Here is a 25,266-nt window from a genome sequence, read left to right on the forward strand (position 1 = left end):
CAATGGAACCATGCGCATTGTTGCGCTTGGTGGCATCGGTGAAATCGGCAGAAACATGACCGTATTTGAATACGACGGCAAACTGCTGATCGTTGACTGCGGCGTGCTTTTCCCCGAAGAAATCCACCCCGGCGTCAACCTGATCCTGCCGGACTTCTCCTACATCCGGGACCGCCTGGATGACGTTGTGGGTGTTGTCCTGACCCACGGCCACGAAGACCACATTGGCGGGGTTCCCTACCTGCTGCGCGAACGTGCAGACATCCCCCTGATCGGCTCCAAGCTGACCCTGGCGTTTGTTGAAGCCAAGCTCAAGGAACACCGCATCACCCCGAAGCTGATCCAGGTCAAGGAAGGCGACCGCCGCACCATGGGCGGATTCGACCTCGAATTCGTGGCCGTCAACCACTCCATTCCGGACAGCCTGGCCGTTGCCATCCGCACGCCGGCCGGCATGGTCCTGCACACCGGTGACTTCAAGATGGACCAGTTCCCGCTGGACCGCCGCATCACCGACCTGGCAGGCTTCGCCCGGCTCGGCGCCGAAGGCGTGGACCTGTTCCTCACCGACTCCACGAACGCCGATGTTCCCGGCTTCATGGCCTCGGAGAAGGAACTTGCTCCCGCCATCGACCAGGTGTTCCGCACCGCACCGCGCCGGATCATCGTCTCCAGCTTCGCCAGCCACATCCACCGCATCCAGCAGGTCATCGACGCTGCCGACCGCTACAAGCGCAAGGTTGCGTTTGTGGGCCGGTCCATGGTCCGCAACATGACCATCGCCGAGGAACTGGGCTACCTGAACATCCCCAAGGGCCTCCTGGTGGACTTCAAGCAGCTGCAGCGCTCGGATGACCACAAGGTGGTGCTGATCTGCACCGGTTCGCAGGGCGAGCCGCTGGCCGCACTGTCCCGCATGGCCAACAAGGACCACGCGATCCGCATCCACGAGGGCGACACCGTCCTGCTGGCCAGCTCGCTGATTCCGGGCAACGAGAACGCCATTTACGGTGTCATCAACTCCCTCACGAAGCTCGGCGCCAACGTGGTGCACAAGGGCAACGCGAAGGTCCACGTTTCGGGCCACGCCAGCGCCGGCGAACTGGCGTACTGCTACAACATCGTCAAGCCGCGCAACGTCATGCCGGTCCACGGCGAATGGCGCCACCTGAAGGCCAACGCAGCCATCGCCGTCGCCACCGGCATGGACCCGCGCGACGTCGTTATTGCCGAAGACGGCGTGACCGTTGACCTGCGCCGCGGCCGTGCCTCGGTCTCGGGCAAGATCCCCGTGGGCCTGGTCTTCGTGGACGGCGACAGCGTCGGCCACACCACCGAGGACGACCTCAAGGAGCGCATGCAGCTCTCCGAGCAGGGTTCCGTCACCGTCCTGGCCCTCATCGATCCGGACACCAATACGGTTGCAGAGCCGCCGGAGCTCTTCATCAAGGGCTTCGCCTGCAGCCCGGGCGACATCAAGAAGGCTGAAGCCGCCATCGAGAAGGCCATCAACGACGCCGCCGGCCGTGGCCGCGGCGGGCGCAGCGAGGAGCCCGAAGCCATCATTGAGCGCTCCACGGCCAACTGGATGCGCCGCTTCTACAACCGCACGCCGGCCATCACGGCCATTGTTGTGGATGCCTAAGGCAGCTGCTTTCCCGGAGCGGTAGCTGAAGGGAAACGAAGGAGGGGACGGTGTCGGACGACGACGCCGTCCCCTCCTTTTGGTGTCCGGGCCAGTTCGCTGATGACACACTGGTACAGGGACATTGACTCCAGGAACATTGGCGGCTGAAGGGAAATTTTAATGAGGACAACACCGGACTGGGTGCAGCACGCCATCTGGTGGCAGGTCTACCCGCTGGGCTTCACCGGCGCGGAGCCGACGGCGCTGCCTGCGGATGCGGAGCCCCGCCACCGGCTGGCCCGCCTCATCCCCTGGCTGGACTACATCGTGGAAATGGGTGCCTCCGGCCTGGCTCTGGGGCCGGTGTTCGCTTCGGAGACCCACGGCTATGACACCGCCGACTACTACCGGATTGATCCGCGGCTCGGCGATGACAGCGACTTTGACGAACTCATCCGCGAAGCCCGCTCCCGCGGCATCCGGGTGCTGCTGGACGGCGTCTTCAACCATGTCGGCCGCTCCTTCGGGCCTTTCACCGAGGCTCTGGAGCAGGGCCCCGGCGCAGCGACGGCAAACTGGTTCTCCTTCACCTGGCCCGACGGGTGGACACCCGGGACTGAGCCCGGTTATGCGGACTTTGAAGGCCACCACCAGCTGGTGGCCCTGAACCATGACGAACCGGCAGTGGCGGACTTTGTTGCCGATGTGATGAGGCACTGGCTGCGCCGCGGAGCCGACGGATGGCGGCTGGACGCGGCGTACGCGGTGCCGTCGTCGTTCTGGGCGCGGGTGCTGCGTACTGTCCGTGCCGAATTCCCGGACGCCTATTTTGTGGGTGAGTACATTCACGGCGATTATCCGGCTGAAGTAACGAACGGAACGCTGGACTCGGCGACCCAGTACGAACTCTGGAAAGCGATCTGGAGTTCTCTCGCGGACGCCAACTTCTATGAACTGGCTGCCGCCCTGGAGCGGCACAACACGTTTCTGGACACCTTTGTGCCGCTCACCTTCGTGGGCAACCACGATGTCACCCGCATTGCCAGCCGGTTGGAACCGGCCCCGGAGCAAAGCGCCTTCCGGCTGGCTCAGGCCCTGGTGCTGCTCTTCACCCTTCCGGGCACCCCTTCCGTCTACTACGGAGACGAGCAGGGCTACCGCGGCGTCAAGGAGGACCGGGCCGGGGGAGACGACGACGTCCGTCCTTCCTTCCCCGCCTCGCCGGATGAGCTTTCCGCGGTGGGCCAGCCGCTGTACCGGCTGCACCAGGAACTCATCGGGCTGCGCCGCCGCCATTCCTGGGTGCATGGGGCCCGGACCCGGGTGCATTCGCTCAGCAACGAGCAGCTCGTCTACGAGGTGTACGACGGCGGCAATTCCCTTTTCGCCGCGCTCAACCTTGCGGACGCGGAGGCCGTTCTTCAGGTGCCGAACACGGCCGGCGCGGTGCTGGCCGGCGAGGGCGGCCTGGATCCTCAGTCCGGACAGCTGACGCTTTCGGCCGGCGGCTGGGTTGTACTGGCCGGGGCGAATGCCGGGGTCGGTTCTTAGTCCGGTCAGCCCGGTCAGGCGGTTAGGCGGTCACGCGGTCACGCGGCTGCGGCGAGCAATAATCTGTTCGCGCAGAATGTCCGCGTGGCCGCAGTGCTGCGCCAGTTCGCGGAGAACATGAAGATAAATCCACCGCATCGGCAGCGGTCCGCGGCGGTTCCCGTACACAATGTCGTCAAGGTCCCGTCCGGCTGCTGCTTTTCTCGACTGTGCACAGACCCGGAGGTATTCGGACAGCACTGAGTCGATGGTGTCTTCCGGAAGCAGGTCGAAGGATTCGTCCGGGCCGGCGGGACAGCCGATATCAGCTCTGGAGTGGCCGGTAATGGCCTCATCAAACCAGACCTGCTCCACGAAGGTCGCGTGTTTGACCAGTCCCAGCAGCGTCGTCTTGGAGGGGACCAGGGGAGTGCGCGCTTCCTCCTCGCTCATGCCCTCCAGACAGAGGCCAAGGTCCCCGCGGTGGTGATCAATAAACAGATGCAGCTGCGCTGCCAGCGGTGCGGCGAAAGCCGCGGGCCCATCGCTTGATGACGTGCTTCCGCCGGAACCCGGCCGGCTCCGGAAAAGCTTGGTGTGCTTGCGGACCAGATCGGCATGCTGCGGGAGCAGCTCCGGGCTGCGCGGACCGAGCAGGTTCACCAGCGGCTCGTACCATCTCAGAACGCACAGCGCGTTCAGGCGGCCGAAGGCGATGATTTCATCCTTGGAGAGATCTTCTCCATTGATGAGGCGAACGACGGCGCCTTCGGCTCGGGCACCTTTGATGGCCAGAGCGAGATCAGCACCGGCAATGCGGGTGTCCTCCCAGGGGCGCAGGGGCTCGCCGGGGCGGTAGTTCGATGATTCCTGAATACCCGCGGGCAACTTTTCCATGCCTGATCCTAACAATCGTCTGCACGGCCATCCGGGGCCCGGAATCGGAGTACCCGCAAAGGTCTTCCAACGCCCGGAAGAGTATTTCGTTATGGTTCACCCTCGGGGCGTGAGGAATCCGTAAGGACTCCAAAAAGCGCCTCTGACTAGGGTTCTAATCGAAAAGGCGCTGATGGCGCCCATGCTGCCTGTCCGGCACCATGCGAACGAACCCCGGGAGTTTCCCTTGCTTGACGTAGTTATTGTGCTCGGTACGGCGGTTTTCTTCGCCGCCCTTGCCCTGGGCATCCGGGCGGTGGAAAAGCTGTGATGTTCTTCGACTTCCTGGCCCTTGCCCTGGCAGTGGCCGCAGCCGTCTACCTGGTGGCCGCGCTGATTCGTCCGGAGCGGTTCTGATGGGCGTTTGGCCGGCAGTGGCCTCTTTCCTGTTGGTGGCTCTGCTGTTGGCAGCGCTTTACCGGCCGCTGGGCGACTACATGGCCCGGTTTTACACCTCCACAAAAAATTTGGCCGTGGAACGCGGTTTTTACCGGGTCATTGGCGTTGATCCGGATTCCCGGCAGTCCTGGCAGTCGTACACGCGCAGCGTGATGGCCTTCTCCGCCGTCGGCATGCTCGTGGTCTACATGCTCCAGCGCCTGCAGCATCTGCTGCCGGGATCACTGGGCCTGCCCTCTGTACCCGAAGGCCTTGCGTTCAACACGGCAGCATCCTTCGTGGCGAACACCAACTGGCAGTCCTATTCGCCGGAAGTGACGGTGGGTTACACGGTCCAGATGGCAGGACTGGCTGTACAGAACTTCCTTTCGGCAGCTGTGGGCCTGGCCGTAGCCGTTGCCCTCGTCCGGGCCTTCGCGTCCCGGAAGGAAGCGACGATCGGCAACTTCTGGACGGACATGACTCGGTCTGTGGTGCGGCTGCTGCTGCCCATCGCTTTCGTCAGTGCGCTGCTGCTGCTTCTGGGCGGCGTCATCCAGAACTTCAACGGCTTCACCTCCGTGACCGGCCTCGCCGGCGGCACCTCGACGATTCCGGGCGGTCCGGTAGCCTCCCAGGAAGCCATCAAGCTCCTGGGCACCAACGGCGGCGGATTCTTCAACGCAAACTCCTCGCATCCGTTCGAGAACCCGTCCGCCTGGACCAACCTGCTGCAGGTGGTGCTGATGCTGGTCATTCCGTTCAGCCTGCCGCGCACCTTCGGAACCATGATCGGAGACCGGAAGCAGGGCTACGCGATCCTGGCGGCCATGGCCATCATCTTCACCGTTTCCCTCGCGGCCATGACAGCCCTCGAATACTCTGCTTCATCGGCTCTGGCCGGTTCCATGGAAGGCAAGGAACAGCGGTTCGGCATAGCCGGATCCACCCTGTTCGGGACCACCAGCACGGCCACCTCCACAGGCGCCGTGAACTCGATGCATGACAGCTTCAGTCCGTTGGGCGGCATGATGGCCATGCTGAACATGATGCTCGGCGAAGTGGCTCCGGGCGGGGTGGGATCAGGTCTGTACGGCATGCTGATCCTCGCCCTGGTGGCCTCCTTTATCGCCGGGCTCCTGGTGGGGCGCACGCCCGAATACCTGGGCAAGAAGATCGGCCCCCGCGAGATCAAGCTGGCCAGCCTTTACCTGCTGACCATGCCCACCCTCGTCCTGGCCGGCACGGCACTGAGCTTCGCCGTCCCCGGCATCCGCGAGGACATCACGGGGACCTCCATCTACAATCCCGGGCTGCACGGCTTCAGTGAAGTGCTGTACGCCTTCACCTCGGCGGCCAACAACAACGGATCGGCGTTTGCCGGCTTGACGGCGAACACTCCGTGGCTGAACACGGCGCTGGGCCTGGCCATGCTGCTGGGACGGTTCCTGCCGATGATCTTTGTGCTGGCCCTGGCCGGTTCGCTGGCTGCACAGGACCGCGTTCCGGTCACTGCGGGAACACTTCCCACCCACCGGCCCCAGGCCGTGCTCATGCTGTGCGGCGTCACCGTCATCGTGACTGCCCTGACCTTCTTTCCCGTACTCGCGCTGGGTCCCCTGGCGGAAGGGTTGCTCTGACCATGTCCACAGTGACAAGCAAAACCGACAAATCCGGCCGGCACTCGCCGGACCGCCCGCAGTCCGGGGACCCGGCCGGAAACCCGTCAGCCTCCCCGGAGGACCGGGCACCGGCCCGCGGCGGCTTCTCCGCCGCCCAGCTGGGGAAGGCTTTTCCCGGCGCCCTGCGCAAGCTCGATCCGCGCATCATGTGGCACACCCCCGTCATGTTCATTGTGGAGGTGGGCGCCGCGCTGATTACCGTCATTGCAGTGGCGGAGTCCATCACCGGCGACGCGGGAACCTCGGGCGGCAGCACTGTGCCCGGCACTTTCACCTGGCTGATTGCGGCGTGGCTCTGGCTGACCGTCATCTTCGCCAACCTGGCGGAATCCGTTGCCGAAGGCCGCGGCAAAGCCCAGGCAGCTTCACTGCGGGCAACCCGGACCACCACTCCGGCCCAGAGGGTGACCGGCTACGACGCAGCCGGCGACCCCTCCGCGTCCCGCGCCGCAGTGGAAGAAGTTGCGTCCGCTGATTTGGTGCTCGACGACGTCGTGGTGGTCACCGCCGGCGGGATCATCCCCGGCGACGGCGACATCATCGACGGCATTGCCTCCGTGGACGAATCCGCGATTACCGGCGAATCCGCTCCGGTGGTCCGGGAATCCGGCGGCGACCGATCCGCGGTCACCGGCGGAACCCGGGTGCTCTCGGACCGCATTGTGGTGCGGATAACCAGCAAGCCCGGTGAGACATTCGTGGACCGGATGATCCGCTTGGTGGAAGGGGCAGCCCGGCAGAAAACGCCGAACGAGATCGCCCTGGACATCCTGCTGGCCACCCTGTCCCTGATCTTCCTGGTGGTGGTGGTGACGCTGAATCCGCTGGCCGGGTACGCCGGCGCAGCGGTCAGCATTCCGGTGCTGGTGGCACTGCTGGTCTGCCTCATCCCTACAACGATCGGTGCACTGCTCTCGGCCATCGGCATTGCCGGCATGGACCGGCTGGTCCAGCACAACGTGCTGGCCATGTCGGGCCGCGCCGTTGAGGCCGCCGGTGACGTCACCACCCTGCTGCTGGATAAGACCGGCACCATCACCTACGGCAACCGGCAGGCTGCCGCATTCATCCCGGTGGCAGGAGCGGACCGCAACAAGCTGATCCTCGCCGCAGTACTGTCCTCGGCGGAGGACCCCACTCCCGAGGGCAAATCGATTGTGGACCTTGCCGCCGGCATGGGGGTCACTCCGGTCAAGGACGTCGACGCCGTCAGCGTTCCGTTTACCGCCCAGACGCGCATGAGCGGGCTGGACTATCCCAACGGAACGCAGGTCCGGAAGGGCGCAGGCTCGGCCATCATGGACTGGGTGGCCGAGTCCGGCGGAATCGACGTCGATGTACTGTCCGACCTGACCTACCAGGTGGACAAGATCTCCGCCGGCGGCGGTACGCCGCTGGTGGTGGCACTTCGGGAGGCCGACGGCGAGAACCGGATTCTCGGCGTCGTGCACCTGAAGGACGTGGTCAAGGACGGGCTGAAGGACCGCTTCGCCGAGCTGCGGCGGATGGGTATCCGCACCGTCATGATCACGGGAGACAATCCGCGCACCGCCAAGGCGATTGCCGCGGAAGCCGGGGTGGATGACTTCTTGGCCGAAGCCACTCCGGAGGACAAGATGGCTCTGATCCGCAGGGAACAGGCCAGCGGCCAGCTGGTGGCAATGACCGGGGACGGCACCAACGATGCCCCCGCCCTGGCCCAGGCCGATGTGGGCGTGGCCATGAACACCGGAACGTCGGCAGCGAAGGAAGCCGGCAACATGGTGGACCTGGACTCGGACCCCACCAAGCTGATCGATATTGTCCGGATCGGCAAGCAGCTGCTGATCACCCGCGGGGCACTGACCACGTTCTCGATCGCCAATGACGTGGCCAAGTACTTCGCGATCATTCCCGCCATGTTCATGGGCGTTTTCCCGGGACTGGCCGTCCTGAACGTCATGGGCCTGCATTCTCCGGCGTCGGCAATCCTCTCCGCGGTCATCTTCAACGCCCTGGTGATCATTGCCCTGATTCCGCTGGCGCTGCGCGGCGTGAAGTACCGGGCAGCCGGTGCCTCCGGAGTGCTGACCCGGAACCTGCTGGTCTTCGGCGTGGGCGGGGTGGTGGCGCCGTTCATCGGCATCAAGCTCATCGACCTCGCCGTGGCCCTGATTCCGGGGTTCTGATGACCGGCACCAACATCTCCAAACACAACGAACAGGAAGCATCATGAGTACTGCACGAACGTCGGCGCGCCAGGTGGGAGTGGCGGTCCGCAGCGTCCTGGTCCTGACAGCGGCACTGGGAATCGTTTATCCGCTGGCGGTGACGGGTGTGGGGCAGGTGGTGGCCAATCACCAGGCCAACGGCTCGGTGGTCTCCGTGAACGGGGAGGACGCGGGGTCCGCCCTCATCGGCCAGTCCTTCACCGATGCGGACGGCACTGCCCTGCCTGAGTGGTTCCAGTCCCGGCCCTCCGCCGCCGGCGACGGGTACGACGGCGGTGCCTCCAGCGGTTCCAACCTGGGCCCCACCAACCCGGATCTGGCTGCGGCAATCGATGAGCGGCGCGCCGCGGTCAGCGAGCTGGAGGGCGTGGATCCCGAGGACGTGCCTGCGGACGCCCTGACGGCGTCGTCGTCGGGCCTGGATCCCGACATCAGCCCTGAGTACGCCCGGCTCCAGGTGAACCGGGTGGCGGCGGAACGCGGCCTGGAACCCGCCGATGTGCGGGCGCTGGTGGACGCCGCGGTGGAGGGCCGGGACGGGGGTGTGCTGGGAGAACCGGCCGTCAACGTGTTGAAGCTGAACATTGCCCTCTCGGAGTCGGACAATTAGGGAATGACACGAGGACAACTTCGGGTATTCCTTGGCGCTGCGCCCGGAGTCGGCAAGACCTACACCATGCTCGAAGAAGGGCGGCGCCTGCGGGATGAGGGCAGGGACGTGGCGGTGGCGGTCGTGGAAACCCACGGCCGCGCCGCCACGGCGGCCATGGCTGAAGGCCTGGAAACAGTTCCGCCGGTTCGGGTTAACCACCGCGGACTGGCCCTGTCGGAACTGGACCTGAACGCCGTCCTCGCCCGGCGGCCGGACTACGCGCTGGTGGACGAACTCGCCCACACCAACGCCCCCGGGCTGGCCCATGCCAAGCGCTGGCAGGATGTCCGGGCACTGCTCGACGCCGGCATCAACGTCCTGTCCACCGTCAACATCCAGCACATCGAGTCCCTGAACGACGTCATCGAACAGATCACCGGCACCGTCCAGCGCGAGACGGTGCCGGATTCGGTGCTTCGGTCGGCGGACCAGGTGGAGTTGGTGGACATCGCGCCGCAGCTGCTGCGCGGCCGTCTTTCACAGGGCATCATCTATCCCGCGGGACGGGTGGATGCCGCGCTGTCCAATTATTTCCGGCTGGGCAACCTCACGGCGCTGCGCGAGCTGGCGCTGCTGTGGCTGGCGGATGAGGTGGACAGTGCGCTGAACAAGTACCGTGCCGAAAACGGAATCCGCAACAAATGGGAGGCACGGGAACGGGTTGTGGTGGCCCTGACCGGAGGACCGGAGGGACAAACCCTGCTGCGCCGGGGAGCCCGGATCGCTGCCCGGTCCGCAGGCGGACAGCTGCTGGCCGTGCACGTCAACAGCCCGGACGGACTGCGGGACGGGAATCCGGGCGAGCTCGCCTCCCAGCGGGCGCTGGCCGAGAAACTCGGCGGCACCTTCCACCAGGTGGTCGGCTCGGACATTCCGCACGCACTGGTGGACTTTGCCCGCGGCGTCAATGCCACCCAGCTGGTGATCGGTGTCAGCCGCCGGCCGCGGATCCAGGCCCTGCTCACCGGCCCGGGCATTGGCGCCACTGTGGTGCGCGAGTCCGGGGATATCGACGTGCATATCGTCAACCACGCCGCGGCCGGGGGACGGTCTGTCCTGCCGCGGCTCGGCGGCGCACTGACGATTCGCCGCCGGCTGTGGGGGTTGGCGCTGGCGGTGGCCGGCGGGCCGCTCCTGACCTGGTTCCTGGTATCCATGAGCACGCCGCAGACCATTACCGGCGACGTGCTCAGCTATCAGCTGTTGGTGATCCTCGTGGCCCTGGTGGGCGGCCTGTGGCCGGCGCTGTTCGCCGCGCTGCTCTCCGGCATTACCCTGGACTTTTTCTTCATCCAGCCGCTGTACACAGTGACCATCGCGACGCCGGCACACATGCTGGCACTGGGGCTGTACCTGGTCAATGCGATGTTGGTGAGCTTTGTGGTGGACCGTGCGGCCCGGCGTTCCCGAGCCGCACGCCGTTCAGCCGCAGAGTCCGAGCTGCTGGCTTCCGTAGCCGGAAATGTGCTGCGCGGCGAAGATGCCCTGGCCGCCCTGGTGGGGCGGACCCGGGAAGCCTTCAGCCTGGAGTCAGTGCGGCTGGTGGCCGACGGCGCGGAACTCGCCGCCGCCGGTCCCGTCACCTCGCAGAGCACCGCCGCTTTGGTTTTGCCGGTGGGCGAGCGGGCCGCCCTGGAGCTGCGCGGCCGGGACCTTGAAGCCACTGACCGCAGGCTGCTGGCCGTGATTACGGCCCAGCTGGAAGCGGCACTGGACTTTGGCGATCTCACGCAGACGGCCGAGGGGCTGGGCTCGCTCGCGGCGGCGGACAAGGTGCGCACCGCACTGCTGGCCGCCGTCGGCCACGATCTGCGCCGGCCGCTCACGGCAGCCACCGCTGCGGTAACCGGGCTGCGGGCACCGGACGTGCAGTGGAGCGAGCAGGACCGTGCCGAGCTGCTGGCCACCGCCGAAGAATCACTGGCCACCCTGTCGGAGCTGGTGACATCCCTGCTGGATGTCAGCCGGCTGCAGGCCGGGGTGCTCGGCGTCAGCCTCTCGCCGCTGGACACCGCCGATGCTGTGCTTCCGGCGCTCGAAGAACTCAACCTCGGTCCGGCGGAAGTGGAACTGGAGATTCCGCCGGACCTGCCTCCCGTCATGGCTGACCCTGTGCTGCTGCAGCGGGTGCTGGTCAATCTGCTGGCAAACGCCGTACGTTTCTCGCCGGCCGGCATCAAGGTGGTGCTGGCGGCAAGCGCGTTTGCCGGGCGGGTGGAACTGCGCGTCATAGACTGTGGACCGGGGATTCCCCCCGAGCGCCTCGACGAAGTCTTTATGCCGTTTCAGCGGCTGGGTGACACCGACAATCTCACCGGCCTGGGCTTGGGCCTGGCACTGGCCAAAGGCTTCATGGAAGGAATGATGGGGACGTTGGAAACCGAGGACACACCCGGAGGCGGGCTGACAATGGTGCTTTCCCTGCCGGCGGCTCCCGCCGGCGGAGAATCCGGAGCAGCTGCCCCGGTGTCTGCCGGGCCCGAATCCGCAGCGCCTGCAGCCGCCGCCCATGAATCCGGTGCAGCATGAAAATCCTCGTGGCCGACGACGACGTCCAAATCCTCCGTGCCCTGCGCATCACCCTTTCCGCCTACGGATATGAGGTGGTGACGGCGGCCGACGGCGCAGCGGCCGTGCGCAAGGCGGTGGAGACCCATCCGGACCTCATTGTCCTGGATTTGGGCATGCCCCGGCTCAGCGGCATGGAAGTCATTGAAGCGGTGAGGGGTTGGAGCCACGCACCCATCCTGGTGATTTCGGGCCGGACCGATTCCTCCGACAAGGTGCGCGCCCTGGACCTGGGGGCCGATGACTATGTCACCAAGCCCTTCTCCACTGAAGAACTGATGGCCCGGATCCGCGCCCTGACCCGCCGCGCGCAAGCCGCCCCCGAGCAGTCCGAGGTAGTCTTCGGCGACGTCCGGGTGGATTTGGCCGCCAAGGCCGTGGCCCGCGTCTCGGACGGCTCGGCCATCCGGCTGACTCCCACCGAGTGGCGGCTGCTCGAAGCCCTGCTGCAGCATCCGGGCCGCCTCATCACCCAGGCTGCCCTGCTCACGGATGTGTGGGGACCCGGAACCACGGACACCGGCTACCTGCGCCTGTACATGGCCCAGCTGCGGCGCAAGCTGGAAGCAGATCCGGCGGCTCCCGTGCATCTGCTGACCGAACACGGCATGGGCTACCGGTTTATCCCTGCTTCAGGGACCGTCTGACGTCTCCGCCGAACCCTGCGCTGAAAACATGTTGTGGTAATCCTCCACGATGCGCCGGGTTGCGGCACCGATGGCGCGGTACTCAAAGTCCGTGAGATTGGCCAGGGACACGCGGGCCGAGGGGCCGACGACGTCGAACCCCTTCCCCGGAAGCAGCACTACTGAAGTTTCCGAGGCCAGCCGCTGCAGGAACCGCAGTCCGAGATCCTCCTGCGCCCCCAACCATGAGGCGAATTCGGATCCGTACAGGCGTGCCCCGAGTTTCTGCAGGTCGATCAGGCTGTAGTACCCCACGTCGTCGGGCTGCGGAGTGGGAGGAATCCCCATGCTCCGGTACAGGGTGGCGTACCGGCCGCGGATCAGTGCCTTGGCGGCATCCTGGTACCGGTCCAGCCGGTCCATGAGGCCGTGCAGTGCAAAGAGCACCATGTGCAGCTGTTGCGGACCGGACAGTCCTGCGGTGTGGTTCAGTGCCACCGATCTGCTGTCCGCGACGATGCGGTCGATGAATTTCAGTCCGGGGACGTCTGTGGTCAGGGACGAGTAGCGGGTGTTCAGCCGCTGCTTTTCAGCCTCCGGCAGGGTTGCCAGCAGTTCATCGATGACGTTCTCACGGTGCAGGGCGATGGTTCCGAGCCGCCAGCCGGTGGCACCGAAATACTTTGAGAAGGAGTACACGCAGATCGTGTTTCGCGGGCAGACGGCAAAGACCGAGACGAAGTCATCGGCAAATGTGGCGTAGACGTCGTCGGTGATGATAATCAGGTCCGGACGCTGCTGCGCCACGAGGCGTGACAGCCGGTCCAGGACCGCGTGCGGCTGTTTGGCGGAGGGAGGGTTGCTGGGATTGACCAGGCAGAACACTTTGACGTCCGGATCCAGCAGCTTCTCCAGTTCCGAGTCGGGCAGCAGCCAGTCCTGGGCTTCGTCCATCATGATGGAGACCACTTCCAGCCCGTAGTCGGGCAGGGGCGGGATTTCCAGGTACGGCGAGAAGATGGGGGTGGCAAGGGCGACTTTGTCCCCGGGAACCACCAGTCCGTTCACGGCAAGGCTGGAAAAGATGTAGGTCATGGCGGCTGTGCCGCCTTCGGTGGGAAAGACATCGAACGCCCCTGCCGGAACCTCGCCGCCAAAGAGTTCCTCGCCCAGGTAAGCCCGCAGCACCTCCTGGGTCTTGGGCAGCACCCGCGGCGGGGTGGGGTAGAAGCATCCGAGATACGCGGAGACCATTTCGGCAAGGAACCCTTCCCGGTCCAGGCCCAGCTGATCGTGGACGTAGCTCACCGCGGAGCGGAGGAACTGCAGCCCCACGCGCTGCGGATCATTCACCACGAACGCGTTGAACCGCCCCAGCATGCCGTCCTGCTCCGGCAGCCCGCCAAACCCGCTGTCCAGATAGGAGTACGAACGCTCGGATTCGGAGACGGCAAAGTCTCCCAGCGCGAGGAACGCCCGGCGCGGAAGCGTTGCCAGGAAGTTCGGATTTCCCCGGCCCGCGTTCAGCATCAGCCGTTCCGTGTCCGAGGACGCGAGGGCTATCAGCCTGTCCTTGAGCTCGAAGGGGCTCAGCGCGGCCAGTGCTGCCGGATCCTGGTTGTCGGGGCTCTTCTCCATGCGGCTCCTTGGTGCTGGTGAATCGCTGCTGTGCATCGCTGGCGTGGGGCGGCTGTCCGGCCTGGCTCTCAGTGGCAAGATGTCAGGGGAAAGCTGTCAGTGACAGTCGGCCGGACGACGACGGCGGGAGGCGCCCGCCGTCGTCGTCCTCCTCCGGCTAGGTGCGGCTGTATGCGCGCGGAAGTTTCAGTCCGCGTTCCTCCATCACTGACCGCAGGACCGTCGGATAGTCGGTGATGATGCCGTCAACGCCCATATCCATCAGGGCGTTCATATCCGCGGCGGTGTTCACCGTCCACGGAATCACCAACAGGCGGGCCTTATGGGCGTCCCGGACCATTTCAGGGGTGACCGTGGTGGCAATGGGGGACAGGACGTCATATCCGGCGGCAGCGGCAGCCCGGGCAACGGAACCGTTGTAGTCGTCGATGTCGATCCCGCCCAGCTGGGGTGCAGCTCCCGGCTGGCCCACACCGAGATCTGCAGCATCCGAGGCCAGGGCCACCAGCGTCAGATTGGGTGCGATCTTCTTCACCAGGTTCAGGGAGGACCAGTCGAAGGACTGGATGGTGGTGTACCGTGCCCGGCCCGAGCGCTGGACCTCGCTGACCACGGCACGCGTCAGGGCTTCCATTCCCGGGCCGCCGGACTGGCCGTCCTCAACCTTGGTTTCCGCGTTGAACCGGATTTTCCGGGCGTCATAGGAGTCGGCCAGCTTGTAGACATCACGGAGTTCGGCAATGCGGTTGCCCTCAACCACTTCCTGCTCCGGGAAGCCGGGAAGCTGCTGGAACCCGCAGTCCAGGGTTTTCAACTGGGCCAGGGTCAGGTCCGCTACGCGGTCACCGACGTACGGGAACCTTCGATCGCCTTTCCGGACCGGCGCAGTGTCCCGGCACTTCTCGGGAACGATGGTGTCATCGTGCCAGACCACCACTTTGCCGTCTTTGCTCAGGTGCAGGTCCAGTTCCAGCGTTGTGACGCCCAGCTCCAGTGCACGGGCAAAACCGGCCAGGGACTCTTCCGTGTACTCGCCCCGGCCTCCGCGGTGAGCCTGCAGGTCAAAGCCGTGTTTGCGGGGATGTCCCTTCGGGGGAGTGCCGTCCCCGGAGTTGTCTCCTGCCCGCATGAGTTGAACCATGGTGTCAAAGATGTGCGTGTTCTCATAGACTCCCGTCAGCAGTTCGGAGCCCGGTCCCATGGCCGTGAGCGGAACGTCCAGGGCGGTGTGTCCTCCGGTGCTCCAATCCACCATGAATCTCTGGTCCGAATTGGCAACCGGCAGCGGACCGTCTTCGGCCGACTGGCCGTCGCCTGACTCATCAGGCTCTTCACCCGGTTCCGGAACATCTACGGATTCGATGGTCATTCCGCCGGTCTGATGGTCTCCGACGACGATCAGCAGGGTGTCGCCGTTCTCCTCCGCAAAGTCTTTGGCCAGTCCCACCGAACGGTCGAACTCGATTCCGGACGTGATAGTCAGCTCGGCGTCGTTGACGTGGCTGAACGAGTCGATTCCTTCTTCCTCCACCAGCAGGAAGAAGCCGTTCTCCGAGGGTTCGAGGGTGTCCAGGGCTTTGGCGGTCATTGCCGTCAGCGGGACTGTGGGCTGGTACCGTTCCTCGACGTCGTCGCCGTACTGGAACATTTCCTCATTGGCGAACAGGCCCAGCAGTTTTCCGGAACCGGCGTCCTGCAGCCCCTGCAAATCCGACACGTATTCATAGCCAAGGGACTGGGCCCGCTCCACCAGGTTTCCTTCAGTGCCGGCGCTTTCCTCAGCGGGATCTTCTGCGGGGTTGTCCGGGTGCCGGCCTGCGTTTCCGGCGGGATACCAGTAGTCCTCACCGCCGCCCAGGATCACTTCCGGCCGGCTGCTCTCCAGGAACTGCCGGGCAATGGCGCTTTGTTCATCCCGGTCCAGGACATGGGATCCCATTGCGGCCGGTGTGGCATCGGTGACGGTGCTGGTGGTGACCAAGCCGGTGGCCTTACCCAGCCCTTCTGCGACCTCAAGGACGGTGGTGACGGGCTGCTGATTGAGGTCGACGCCGATGGCGCCGTTGTAGGTTTTCACTCCCGTGGCCATGGCTGTTGCGGCCGCGGCGGAATCTGTCACAAAGGTTTCCGGGTCCGCCGAGTTGGTGTGCACCCTGCCGACAGACGGCATGGAATCCATCTCCAGCTCTCCGGTCAAACCCACCAGCCCCAACCGGATGGCTTCCCGCTGCCCCGGGCCCATTCCGTCGCCGACCATCAGGATGACGTTTTGGGCGGACGGAGAATCCTTTCCGCCGCCGTTCCCGTTTCCCTTCCCGTCTCCATTCCCGCCGCCGTGGTCTCCGCCCTCCACGGTGCTGGTGGCCGGTACCCGGTTTGACGGTTGCGGTCCTGTGCCCGAAACCGTTCCGGACACGACGACGGCGGCTACCGCCGCCGTCGTCACTGCCCTCATTGCGATATTTCCCGCACTTGTGTACCTCACAGCTTTTTCCTCCCAGATGCGATGACGGCCGGCAGTGTCCCGGCCGTTGGATGCACCCCCCCCGGTGCCCGTGGCGTCAACAGTGCCACGCACAGAGTCCGTGTCAAGGGAAAGGGCCCAGAATGGCGGTGACCATCGGTGGAAGCGCCGAAGTGAGGGCGCGCTATTGGACGCCACGTCCAGCTGCTCACATCCACTCATCCGGTGGATCCGGACCGCGGAAGGACAACCTGGAAGCCGCCAAACCCATCACCATTAGGAACAATGTGTGGATCGGCGGCGGCGCCATTCCTCTTGCCGGCGGTAGCTATTCTTCCCGGCGTTGGCGTGGAGGAGAGCTGCGCCCGTACGAGTTCCTAGGCCTGAACACCGGCGGGCACCGGAACCGGCGCAGCCGTTCGCGTCTGGGCGGCCGTCGCCGGGAGCGGCACGGTGTCCTGCCCGGTGACCACGGAGCGGTCTTGCGCGGCATCCGACGCGGAAGCTGGAAGCGAAAGGTTCTCCCGACGGTCGAGTTCCTCCGTCAGGAATTCAAGACGGAACCGGGTTTCCAGTTCGGATTCTCCGTCCCGCTGATATTCGAGCTCCGCTTGCCGGTGGATTTTGCTGTTCAGTATTTCCAGGGCCTCTGTGGTGAGGTCCCCAAGATGTTCGGGAAACGGATCTTGAGGAGAGATTCTGCTGGAGAAGTTCATGGCACCAATCAAAAAGTTGGACGCGCTGTTTGAGGGAAGGCGTCAGAGAAGAGGGGCACGGAATTTGCTTCCGGAGCTGCTGTGCAGCGGCAGGCGTTAATGCCTCGACAGGGAGAGTTGCGGTCCGCCGTGTTCTCAACGGTTACTCTTCGTCATTGACACTACCCGCAGTTAGCACCGTTGCCTAAGGCTTCCGAAAGATTCATTTGGGTCTCCAATTCCGGGTTGCAACCTCTGCCTCCGGGCCCTTGCGCTCTGATCAGGAGCCGATCCAGGCAGATCGCGGGATCAGAGGCCGGACCAGAGTCGGGCCAAGGGTCGGGATCAGTTGGCCGGGTCCAGAAGGGCCCGCAGCGTCAGGGCATTGCGGACGGCGTGGCCTTCGCCGTCGTTGTTGAAATACACGCACACATCCTTGCCCGAGGACTGCCATTCGCGGATCCGCTGCGCCCACCATTCAAGGTCCGCATCGCTGTAGGAGCCGGCATAAAGGTGTTCATGGTCAGGCCCGTGCATCCGGAGGTAGACGAACGGTGCCGTGGCTTTCAGGTTGCACGGCAAATGGGCACCGCTCATCACCGTGTAGGCCGCTCCGTGCCGTTCGAGCAGTTGGTAGACCTCTTGGGTTTCCCAGCTGGCGTGCCGGAATTCCACTGCAGTTTTGATTCCGTCCGGAAGCGAGGCCAGGAAATAGTCCAGGCGGGCGTCGTCGCGTTCCAAATCCGGAGGCAGCTGCACGATCAGTACTCCGGCTTTGTCTCCCAGTTCCTTCCAGCACCGGCTGATCCTGCCAATCCATTCTTCCGGTTCGCGAAGCTTCCGTGCATGCGTCAGACCCCGCGGAGCCTTGACGGAAAACTGGTAGCTTTCGGGAAGACGGTCACGGTACGCAGCGAATGCCGGCTCACGCGGCCACCGATAAAAGCTTCCGTTGTACTCCACCGTGTCGAATTCCGCTGCGTATGTCTCCAGCCAGCGGCGGCTCGGCAGCCCCGGCGGGTAGAGAACATTCCGCCAGTGGTTGTAACTCCAGCCGGAGGTTCCGATGTGCAATGCCATGGGCCTAGCCTGCCACGGTGATCAGTTCAAGCTTCGCGAGGCTGCGCTGCTGCGTGTTCTCACTCAACTTTTTGCTCACGCGCGTTCTTACTCGAAGCGGGTTGGATCTCCGGTGCCGCGGCGAACGACTTCAGGTTGTCCGCTGGAAAAGTCGACGACGGTGGTCAGATCCGGAGGACAGAAACCGGCGTCGAGGACGGCTTCCACCTGGTGATCCAAACGTTCCTTGATTTCCCACCCCTCTGTCAGCGGATCTTCCTCTCCGGGCAGCAGAAGGGTACTGGAGATCAGCGGCTCGCCCAGTTCATCAAGCAGCGCCTGCACCACCTTGTTGTCTGGGATGCGCACCCCGACCGTCTTCTTTTTAGGCTGGGAAAGCCAGCGCGGCACTTCTTTGACAGCCGGAAGAATGAAGGTGTAGCTGCCCGGGGTTACCGCCTTGATGCTGCGGAAGACATCGTTGTCCATCTTCACGAACTGTCCGAGCTGCGCGAAGTCCCGGCACATGAGTGTGAAGTGGTGTTTGTCGCTCAGCTGGCGGATGGAGCGGATCCGGTCCAGGGCGTCTTTATTGCTCAGCTGGGCGCCGAGGGCATAGCAGGAGTCTGTGGGGTAAGCGATCAAACCACCGGAGCGGAGAATCGCAGCCACCTGCCCGATGGTGCGTTGCTGCGGATTTTCAGGGTGAATGTCGAAGTATCGTGCCATGCCACGAGCTTACCGCCGGCAGGGTAAACAACCTCAGGGGAGGCGAGCCGAGGCGTCCCGGATTGGATGGGAAAGGTGCCCGTGACACGGCAGGTCAGATCAGCGGTGACCTTGGTGCGGCGGGTCCTGACTTTGGTGGTCCTCAACGGCTAGGGCGATACATCAGGTCAGAAGGGCGGGGGAGTGTCTCCGTAATCGTAGGGACCGGGGTCGTCGGGTGATCCCCAAAGCGACGACGACGGCGGACCTGAAGCAGTACCTGAGGCAGCACTTGAGGCAGTATCTGGCACGCCCGTGACAACCCCTGGCATGCCGGTGGGTGGAGAACCGGAATCCGTGCCCGAACTCGAGGCAAGGTGAAGATGCGGTTCGGTGCGGTAGGTCCGGCCGCCCGGTGAAACCCATTCGATAATCCCGGGTGAGTGCTGTCTGGCTGTCCAAAAACCTTGGGTTTTGAACATGTGGTGGCGTCGACACAGGTGTTCGAGGTTGTCATGATCCGTTGTCCCGCCATGGGACCAGGGTCTGGTGTGGTCGATCTCGGAAATCAGAACATTGGTCCGGCAGCCCGGGAACCGGCAGGTGCCGTCTCGTGCCCGCAGCCAACGCTGGAGTCCGGGCGGTACTTTGCGCCGGCGGCCGACCCGCAGGATCTCTTCGGTGTGCGGGTCGCGTTCCACCGGAGTCCACCGGGCCGCCTGGCGTGCGAGTCTGCGGGCTGTTTCGGCACTGATCGGCCCGTAACCGTGCAGTTCGGCAGGGTCCTCATTGGCTCCGAGGAGGGTTTCGGCGGTGATCAGGACCAGAATTTCAGTCCGGGCACCGGAACCGTGCCTGACGGGACCGTCCCCTCTGCCTTCACTGTCAGAGCGGTTGGGGGTCCGGCCGAGCCCATAGCCGAGGCCGCGACCAGTACTTTCAACACTGTCGGGACTGTCAGCGGTCTCGTTCTCGCCCCGGACCCACGCGCCGTCACCGTCACCGTTACTGCCCGGGTCTCCGGATTTGCCGCCGCTGGTCAGCAGGTCAGCAAGGATATCGGCACGTAACTGATCCACCGGACGGGGATCCCCGGCAGCCTGCTCGCCCCGGGCCGCAACACTGAGCTGGGTATAGATCGCCTGAGCTCTCTGCGCCGGAAGAAACGCTGACAACCAGGACATTCCGTCCGTGTCCGGCTGTAAACACACCCGGCGGGTTTCGAACGCACTCTTGTGCCGGACCGCAATGGTCTCCGGATACCGGGATTCGCGCATCCTGCGGGCTTTGACCCGGAACTGTGCCAGGGTCAGACCCCCGTCATACTGCCCGGCCACCGTCAGCAGATCTTTCTCGAATCCGGGCAGGTCGGTGGCGGGAATGTTCTGAGACTGCTCCAGCACGGTCTGCACCTGCCCGTAACCGAGGGTTCCCGCTTCCAGGCGCTGCAGGGTGGCCGTGTGGGTATCGCAGAGGGTTCCGGCGTCCATCATGAGCATCTTCGCGGTGCCGGTGGGCAGATGCAGGATCGCTGCTGCTTCCTCCGCCGCGAGACTGAAAGCCAGACCCGGATCCAACTGCCGGTCTTCCCCCGAGCCGACCTTCGGCAGGAAGCCGTTCCGGAAGATCCCTTCCAGCCGGTTCAGGACTCTGGCCTGCTGGGCCTGCGCCCACCGGACAAGGTGGTCCAACCGGGCCAGGACAGCACCTGCTTCGTCCTGGTCAAAGACTTCAACACCTTGCAGGGCCAGGCTTCCGGTGAAACCCTCCCTGCAGTCAGGATTGGACGTTGATGTGGCCTGGTTTCCACCCGGACCCGGAACGGAACGGACTTCACCTCTGCCGGGCTCGGCCGCGTACACGGACAGATTCCGCGGCGTTGATAGACGCTCACCTGCGGTGATGTCGCGGGCGGCCTGCTGCGCGCCAACCGGTGTGTTCCCTGAAGAAGATCCGTGCTGATCCATGTCCTCAGGCTTTCACCCGCCACTGACATTCCCGGCCCGAAAACAGCTCCGAAAGACGCAAAATCGGCCCTGCCGGTACGGGCCAAATACCCGTCTTTTTCGGCACTCCTTACGGCAGCACCATCAGCCGAACCACCAGCCATCCAGAGCGGAGTCCCGCGGAACATTCGCAGAAAAGGCAACTGCCGGCGTCGTCGGCCCGTGCCGGATGCAGAATGCATCTCAGCTCAGGCCACACGACGCCGGCAGCTCTGTTCTCGACAAAACGCCCGGAGTGTCCGGGCAGCCCTCTTAGTAGAGCTTGATGGTTCCGCCGTCGGCCATCAGCGTCTGGCCGGTCAGGTAACGGGATTCATCGCTGGCCAGGAAGGCCACGATCGGGGCGATGTCCGTCTCCGGGTCGCCCAAGCGGCCCAGGGGAACACCGTCAACAACTTCCTGGTACGCCTCGGGGTAGGCCTTGCTCCACTGGACAATGCCCGGAGTCAGCGCCACCGGGCTGACAACGTTGGCACGGATGCCGTCAGCGGCCCACTCGTTGGCAGCCGTACGGGTGATGGCACGGATGGCTTCCTTGGCGGCAGCATAGGCAACCTGGTTGGGAAGGCCCTTGATTCCGGCACCGGAGCCGAAGTTGATGATGCTGCCGCGGGTCTTCTTCAATTCGGGGTGTGCCGCCTGCATCAGGTACAGGGTGGCCATGGTCCCGGTGCCGAAGGACAGGTTCCAGATCTCAGGAGTGGTCTCCAGGATCGGAGCCTGCTTGGAGGCGTGAGCGTTGTTCACAAGGATGTTCAGGCCGCCGAAACGTGCCACGGTTTCCGCCACGATCTCAGCAGCGCTCTCGGGCAGCGAGATGTCCTTGCGGATGAAGATGAGTTCGCCGAGGTGCCCCAGGTCTGCGACGAGCTTGTCACCCTGCTCCTGGTCAATGTCCACAACGGCAACATTGGCGCCTTCCGAAAGGAAGTGGCGAACGATGCCCTGGCCGATTCCGCCGGCACCGCCGGTGACAATGGCAGTCTTGTTGCTGAGTTTCACTGTTGTTCCTTCTCTAAGCCGGACTGCTTTGCTTGCTGCATCCGGGCGTTTTTCAAAATGCGGTCCTCGATGCCGCGCAGGAAGCCGTCCACGGCAAAGTCCAGCGACTTGCGGGAGGCAGGGTAGGTGATGCCGCGGCCGCGGAGGCGGGCGGCAAGCGTGCCCGGCACAGCGGCGTCGTCGGCGTTCAGGGGTACGACGGCGTTGGGCCGGGTGGGGCGGTGGCGTCCGGGGCCGGGATTCGCAGCGAAGGCAAGGCTGGAGGTTCCGATCACGATGGCGGGAACGCTCAGGACACAGTCGAAGGATTCTTCGTCCGAGAGTCCGGCAGCGCTCAGCGTCTGGAGCAAAAACTCGAGGTCGGCGGTGGCAGCCATGTCCAGGAGCCTGCTGGGCCCCAGAACAATCTGCAGAAGCCAGGGGTGCTCAACAAACGCTTCCCATAGAGCGTCAGCCAGATGCCTCAGCATCTCCTGCCAGGAGGCAGGCGCCGGAGGAAGGAGAACAAAGTCGCGGCCGGCTTTGGATGCCATGGCAAGAAGCAGTGTTTCTCGGTTGTCCACATGGCGGTACAAGGCCATGGCGGAGACGCCCAGAGAGTCGGCCACGTGCCGCATGGAGACTGCTTCCAGTCCGTCCCGGTCAGCCAGGGCCACACCGCAGGCGGCGATGGCTGCGGCGGTAAGCGGTTCGCGGCTGCGTTCTGGACGGGACGACGTCATGCGTACAGCGTATACCCATGTGTTTACGTTGTACACACATCCGTTTACGTTGTACACACGTCTTCAGCGTGATGCAGATGCCACTCCCGGAGCGTCATGAGGCCCAGGGGACCGGCAGGAGTGTGATCTTCTTCTCACTCGCCCGGAGCTGCAGGTTCGCCCGGAACCAAGGGACACGCCCGGAGGTCAGCGAAATGTCGGAAAGGTTCTACCGTGCCGCGCGGCAGTCGTCAACACGCTTCCACAGAAACCCGTTGTATCTTGGTCGAATGCGAAAAAACAACTCCTCCATGCTGGGCAGACTCGGCACCTCCGGCCGGCTGGTGTTGTTCCTGGTGGTCAGTGCCTTCTGCGGAGCACTGGTGGCCGGCATCTTCATCCCCACAGCCGCCGTCGGCGCCAACGGCGCAAACCTCGTCATGGATTCCTTTGAGGATCTGCCGGACGAGCTCCAAACCGGCCCGCTGGATGAAGGGTCCAAGATCTTTTCGGCGGACGGCCAGCTGATCGCCACGTTCTATGCGGAAGACCGGATCCCGGTGACGCTGGACAAAATTTCTCCCTCCATGCAGGACGCCATCGTCGCGATTGAAGACAACCGTTTTTACGAGCACGGGGGAGTGGACGTCAAGGGCGTTGCCCGCGCCGTTGCCTCCAACTTGACCAAGGACAGCACCCAGGGTGCCTCCACGCTGACCATGCAGTACGTGAACAACGTGCTGATTGACCAGGGTGTCTCCGAAGGCAAGTCCGGCGATGACCTGACCATCAGCGGAACCAAGAACATCACGGACAAGATCCGCGAGGCCAAGTTGTCCTTCGCCGTGGAAAAGGAATTCACCAAAGACGAAATCCTGGAGCGCTACCTGAACATCGTGCTCTTCAGCGGCCGCACCTACGGCATCGAAGCGGCAGCGCAGAACTTCTTCGGCATCCCCGCCGCCAACCTGAACATTGCCCAGTCGGCGATGCTGGCCGGCATGGTGCAGTCCCCGAACAACTTCAACCCGGTGACCAACCCCGAGGGCACCCGGGACCGGCGGGACGTTGTCCTGGACGCCATGCTCAACTACGGGAAAATCACGCAGCAGGAGCACGACGACGCCGTCGCCTCCGATCTGCAGCTGAACCCGCAGCCCGCAGCGCACTCCGGCTGCGTGGGTGCCGAAATGGCCGACTACTTCTGCAGCTATGTGGAGCAGGTGGTTCTGGCTTCGGATGAGTTCGGCGCCGATGAGACTGCCCGCAACAAGCTGCTGGCACGCGGCGGACTGACCATCACCACCACCCTGGATTCCAGGCTCCAGAAGCAGGCACAGGAGCAGATCGAGGCACAGGTCCCCACCGGTGACGAGTCCGGAGCCGGTTCAGCAATGGTGTCGGTTGAACCGGGCACCGGAAAAATCCTGGCCATGGCCCAAAACACGGACTACTCGCCCGAAGAGGGCGCCGCAAACACCCAGCTGAATTTCAACGTCGACTCGGAAATGGGCGGCACGTCCTACGGCTTCCAGCCGGGTTCCACCATGAAGCCGTTCACCACCGTTGCGTGGATTGAGAACGGCGGAAGCATTGACGACATGATTGATGCCTCCCGCACCCAGTACCCGGCAGGTTACGACTGGACGGCAAGCTGCCTGCCCGAAGACGCATACTTCGATGAATGGAAATTCAAGAATGCCCAGGAGGGCTACGAGCGCGACATGACCGTCAGCGACGGCCTTACCTGGTCCGTCAACACGGCCACTGTTGCCGAGGCGTCCCAGATGGACCTCTGCGACATCCGCGACGCCGCCACCCGCATGGGTGTCCACCGCGCCGTCGACGGCGAACCCCTGGAAGTCAATAATCCCTCCTTTGTCCTGGGCGGGCAGGAGGTCTCTCCGCTGACGATGGCCGCGGCCTACGCAACGTTTGCCAGCGGCGGCCAGTACTGCGAACCGATAGCGCTCACCCAGGTCTCCGATTCGCGCGGCAACGCGTACGCCGTTCCGGAACAGAAGTGCGAGCGGGCGATCTCCGAGGAGACTGCCAAAGAGGTATCCGAACCGCTTGAAAACCTGGTGAACAGCGGCCCCGGAGCCATGGGGCCGCTCGGGGTGCCTGCAGCAGCAAAGACCGGCACCACCGACGTGTCGGAGCAGACCTGGACCGTGGGTTACACCAAGGGCATCTCCACCGCGTCATGGGTGGGCAACTGGAAGTCCTACTCGTCCCTGAACGACGTGCCGATCAACGGTGTCACCCGCAGCTATGTGGACGGCTCCACCATTGCCGGTGCGCAGTGGACCGACTACATGCGCAAGGTTGCACCCCTGTATGCAACAGGCGAGCTGACGGATCCCAACCGGGTGTCGAAGCCGTCGCGGGCGCCTCTGCGGCAATATGTGCCGCAGCCTGAGGCACAGCAGCAGCAGGTAAATCCGGCACCCGTGCCGGAAGCCCAGCCCACTGTTGAGCCAAGCCAGGCTCCCACCAGTGATCCTGCCCCGTCGTCGGCTGCCCCGGCGCCCGCACCGGAGCCCGCTGAGCCGGCCCCGACTCAGGCCCCTGCGCCGGCACAGCCGACAGCAAACCCGGAACCGGCACCTGCACCTGCGCCGGTGCCCGTGCCTACGCCTTCTCCTGCAGCGACTCCTGCTGCTCCTGCCGCAGGCACTCCAGGCGCAGCGGGATAATCCACCGGGACCCCACCGGGACCTCGAACCAACCACAAAAATGCTCCGCGCCACTGGCTGCGGAGCATTTTTGTCGTTAGGTGCT

19 protein-coding genes are annotated in these 25,266 nt (G+C 64.4%); 10 read left to right on the forward strand and 9 right to left on the reverse strand.

What is annotated here, in order from left to right:
• Positions 1–10 precede the first annotated feature (10 nt).
• Together AC4D2W_RS02740 and AC4D2W_RS02745 are read left to right on the forward strand one after the other, a co-directional pair.
• Positions 11–1,645 (forward strand): ribonuclease J, encoded by a 1,635-nt coding sequence (locus tag AC4D2W_RS02740; RefSeq protein WP_490926002.1) that lies wholly within the window; start codon positions 11–13, stop codon positions 1,643–1,645.
• Positions 1,646–1,807: 162 nt separating this feature from the next.
• Positions 1,808–3,178, forward strand: coding sequence for an alpha-amylase family protein (locus AC4D2W_RS02745; protein ID WP_490925379.1), 1,371 nt, complete (start codon positions 1,808–1,810; stop codon positions 3,176–3,178).
• A 30-nt stretch (positions 3,179–3,208) separates the two neighbouring features.
• Here the strand turns inward: AC4D2W_RS02745 and AC4D2W_RS02750 are convergent, their stop codons facing one another.
• Entirely contained in the window at positions 3,209–3,676 is a 468-nt protein-coding gene (locus AC4D2W_RS02750; RefSeq protein ID WP_490926003.1) for a DinB family protein, read from the reverse strand.
• A gap of 550 nt (positions 3,677–4,226) precedes the next feature.
• Between AC4D2W_RS02750 and AC4D2W_RS02755 the strand changes: the two genes are divergently transcribed.
• From AC4D2W_RS02755 to AC4D2W_RS02785, 7 genes are read left to right on the forward strand one after another with little or no spacing between them, the layout of a single operon-like run.
• Positions 4,227–4,364 carry a hypothetical protein gene (locus tag AC4D2W_RS02755; RefSeq protein ID WP_490925380.1) on the forward strand — a complete coding sequence of 46 codons (138 nt, stop codon included), beginning with the start codon at positions 4,227–4,229 and terminating at the stop codon, positions 4,362–4,364.
• Positions 4,364–4,450, forward strand: coding sequence for a K(+)-transporting ATPase subunit F (gene kdpF / locus AC4D2W_RS02760; RefSeq protein WP_400932521.1), 87 nt, complete (start codon positions 4,364–4,366; stop codon positions 4,448–4,450). The genes AC4D2W_RS02755 and kdpF overlap by 1 nt, the downstream gene beginning before the upstream one ends.
• Positions 4,450–6,111, forward strand: a complete 1,662-nt coding sequence (gene kdpA, locus AC4D2W_RS02765; RefSeq protein WP_490925381.1) for a potassium-transporting ATPase subunit KdpA — start codon at positions 4,450–4,452, stop codon at positions 6,109–6,111. Before kdpF ends, kdpA begins: the two co-directional genes overlap by 1 nt.
• Positions 6,112–6,113: 2 nt before the next feature.
• Positions 6,114–8,321 carry a potassium-transporting ATPase subunit KdpB gene (gene kdpB, locus AC4D2W_RS02770; protein ID WP_490925382.1) on the forward strand — a complete coding sequence of 736 codons (2,208 nt, stop codon included), beginning with the start codon at positions 6,114–6,116 and terminating at the stop codon, positions 8,319–8,321.
• Positions 8,322–8,364: 43 nt separating this feature from the next.
• Entirely contained in the window at positions 8,365–8,973 is a 609-nt protein-coding gene (kdpC, locus tag AC4D2W_RS02775) for a potassium-transporting ATPase subunit KdpC (RefSeq protein ID WP_490925383.1), read from the forward strand.
• A gap of 3 nt (positions 8,974–8,976) precedes the next feature.
• Positions 8,977–11,544 (forward strand): DUF4118 domain-containing protein, encoded by a 2,568-nt coding sequence (locus AC4D2W_RS02780; RefSeq protein ID WP_490925384.1) that lies wholly within the window; start codon positions 8,977–8,979, stop codon positions 11,542–11,544.
• Positions 11,541–12,230, forward strand: coding sequence for a response regulator (locus tag AC4D2W_RS02785; protein ID WP_490925385.1), 690 nt, complete (start codon positions 11,541–11,543; stop codon positions 12,228–12,230). Before AC4D2W_RS02780 ends, AC4D2W_RS02785 begins: the two co-directional genes overlap by 4 nt.
• On the opposite strand, the gene AC4D2W_RS02790 is transcribed toward AC4D2W_RS02785, so the two are convergent.
• The 8 genes from AC4D2W_RS02790 to AC4D2W_RS02825 form a co-directional block, all read right to left on the reverse strand.
• A complete protein-coding gene (locus AC4D2W_RS02790; RefSeq protein ID WP_490925386.1) occupies positions 12,216–13,847 on the reverse strand; it encodes a bifunctional aspartate transaminase/aspartate 4-decarboxylase in 1,632 nt (543 codons plus the stop codon). The genes AC4D2W_RS02785 and AC4D2W_RS02790 overlap by 15 nt on opposite strands.
• A gap of 157 nt (positions 13,848–14,004) precedes the next feature.
• Positions 14,005–16,302: an alkaline phosphatase gene (locus AC4D2W_RS02795; protein WP_490925387.1), complete on the reverse strand. Its 2,298-nt coding sequence runs from the start codon at positions 16,300–16,302 to the stop codon at positions 14,005–14,007.
• A gap of 386 nt (positions 16,303–16,688) precedes the next feature.
• Positions 16,689–17,027: a hypothetical protein gene (locus AC4D2W_RS02800; RefSeq protein ID WP_490925388.1), complete on the reverse strand. Its 339-nt coding sequence runs from the start codon at positions 17,025–17,027 to the stop codon at positions 16,689–16,691.
• A 324-nt stretch (positions 17,028–17,351) separates the two neighbouring features.
• Positions 17,352–18,086 carry a DUF72 domain-containing protein gene (locus AC4D2W_RS02805; protein ID WP_490925389.1) on the reverse strand — a complete coding sequence of 245 codons (735 nt, stop codon included), beginning with the start codon at positions 18,084–18,086 and terminating at the stop codon, positions 17,352–17,354.
• A gap of 87 nt (positions 18,087–18,173) precedes the next feature.
• Positions 18,174–18,794: an L-threonylcarbamoyladenylate synthase gene (locus AC4D2W_RS02810; protein ID WP_490925390.1), complete on the reverse strand. Its 621-nt coding sequence runs from the start codon at positions 18,792–18,794 to the stop codon at positions 18,174–18,176.
• A 167-nt stretch (positions 18,795–18,961) separates the two neighbouring features.
• Entirely contained in the window at positions 18,962–20,740 is a 1,779-nt protein-coding gene (locus tag AC4D2W_RS02815; protein ID WP_490925391.1) for an HNH endonuclease signature motif containing protein, read from the reverse strand.
• 291 nt (positions 20,741–21,031) lie between these two features.
• Positions 21,032–21,781 (reverse strand): SDR family NAD(P)-dependent oxidoreductase, encoded by a 750-nt coding sequence (locus tag AC4D2W_RS02820; RefSeq protein ID WP_490925392.1) that lies wholly within the window; start codon positions 21,779–21,781, stop codon positions 21,032–21,034.
• Complete coding sequence (locus tag AC4D2W_RS02825) at positions 21,778–22,503, reverse strand: TetR/AcrR family transcriptional regulator (protein WP_490925393.1); 726 nt, start codon at positions 22,501–22,503, stop codon at positions 21,778–21,780. The genes AC4D2W_RS02820 and AC4D2W_RS02825 overlap by 4 nt, the downstream gene beginning before the upstream one ends.
• 269 nt (positions 22,504–22,772) lie before the next feature.
• Here AC4D2W_RS02825 and AC4D2W_RS02830 point away from each other — a divergent pair, with 269 nt between their 5' ends.
• The gene (locus AC4D2W_RS02830) at positions 22,773–25,181 is read left to right on the forward strand and encodes a transglycosylase domain-containing protein (protein WP_490925394.1); all 2,409 of its coding nucleotides are present in this window, start codon (positions 22,773–22,775) and stop codon (positions 25,179–25,181) included.
• Positions 25,182–25,266 lie beyond the last annotated feature (85 nt).

Source organism: Arthrobacter sp. TJ-58, from assembly GCF_058269295.1.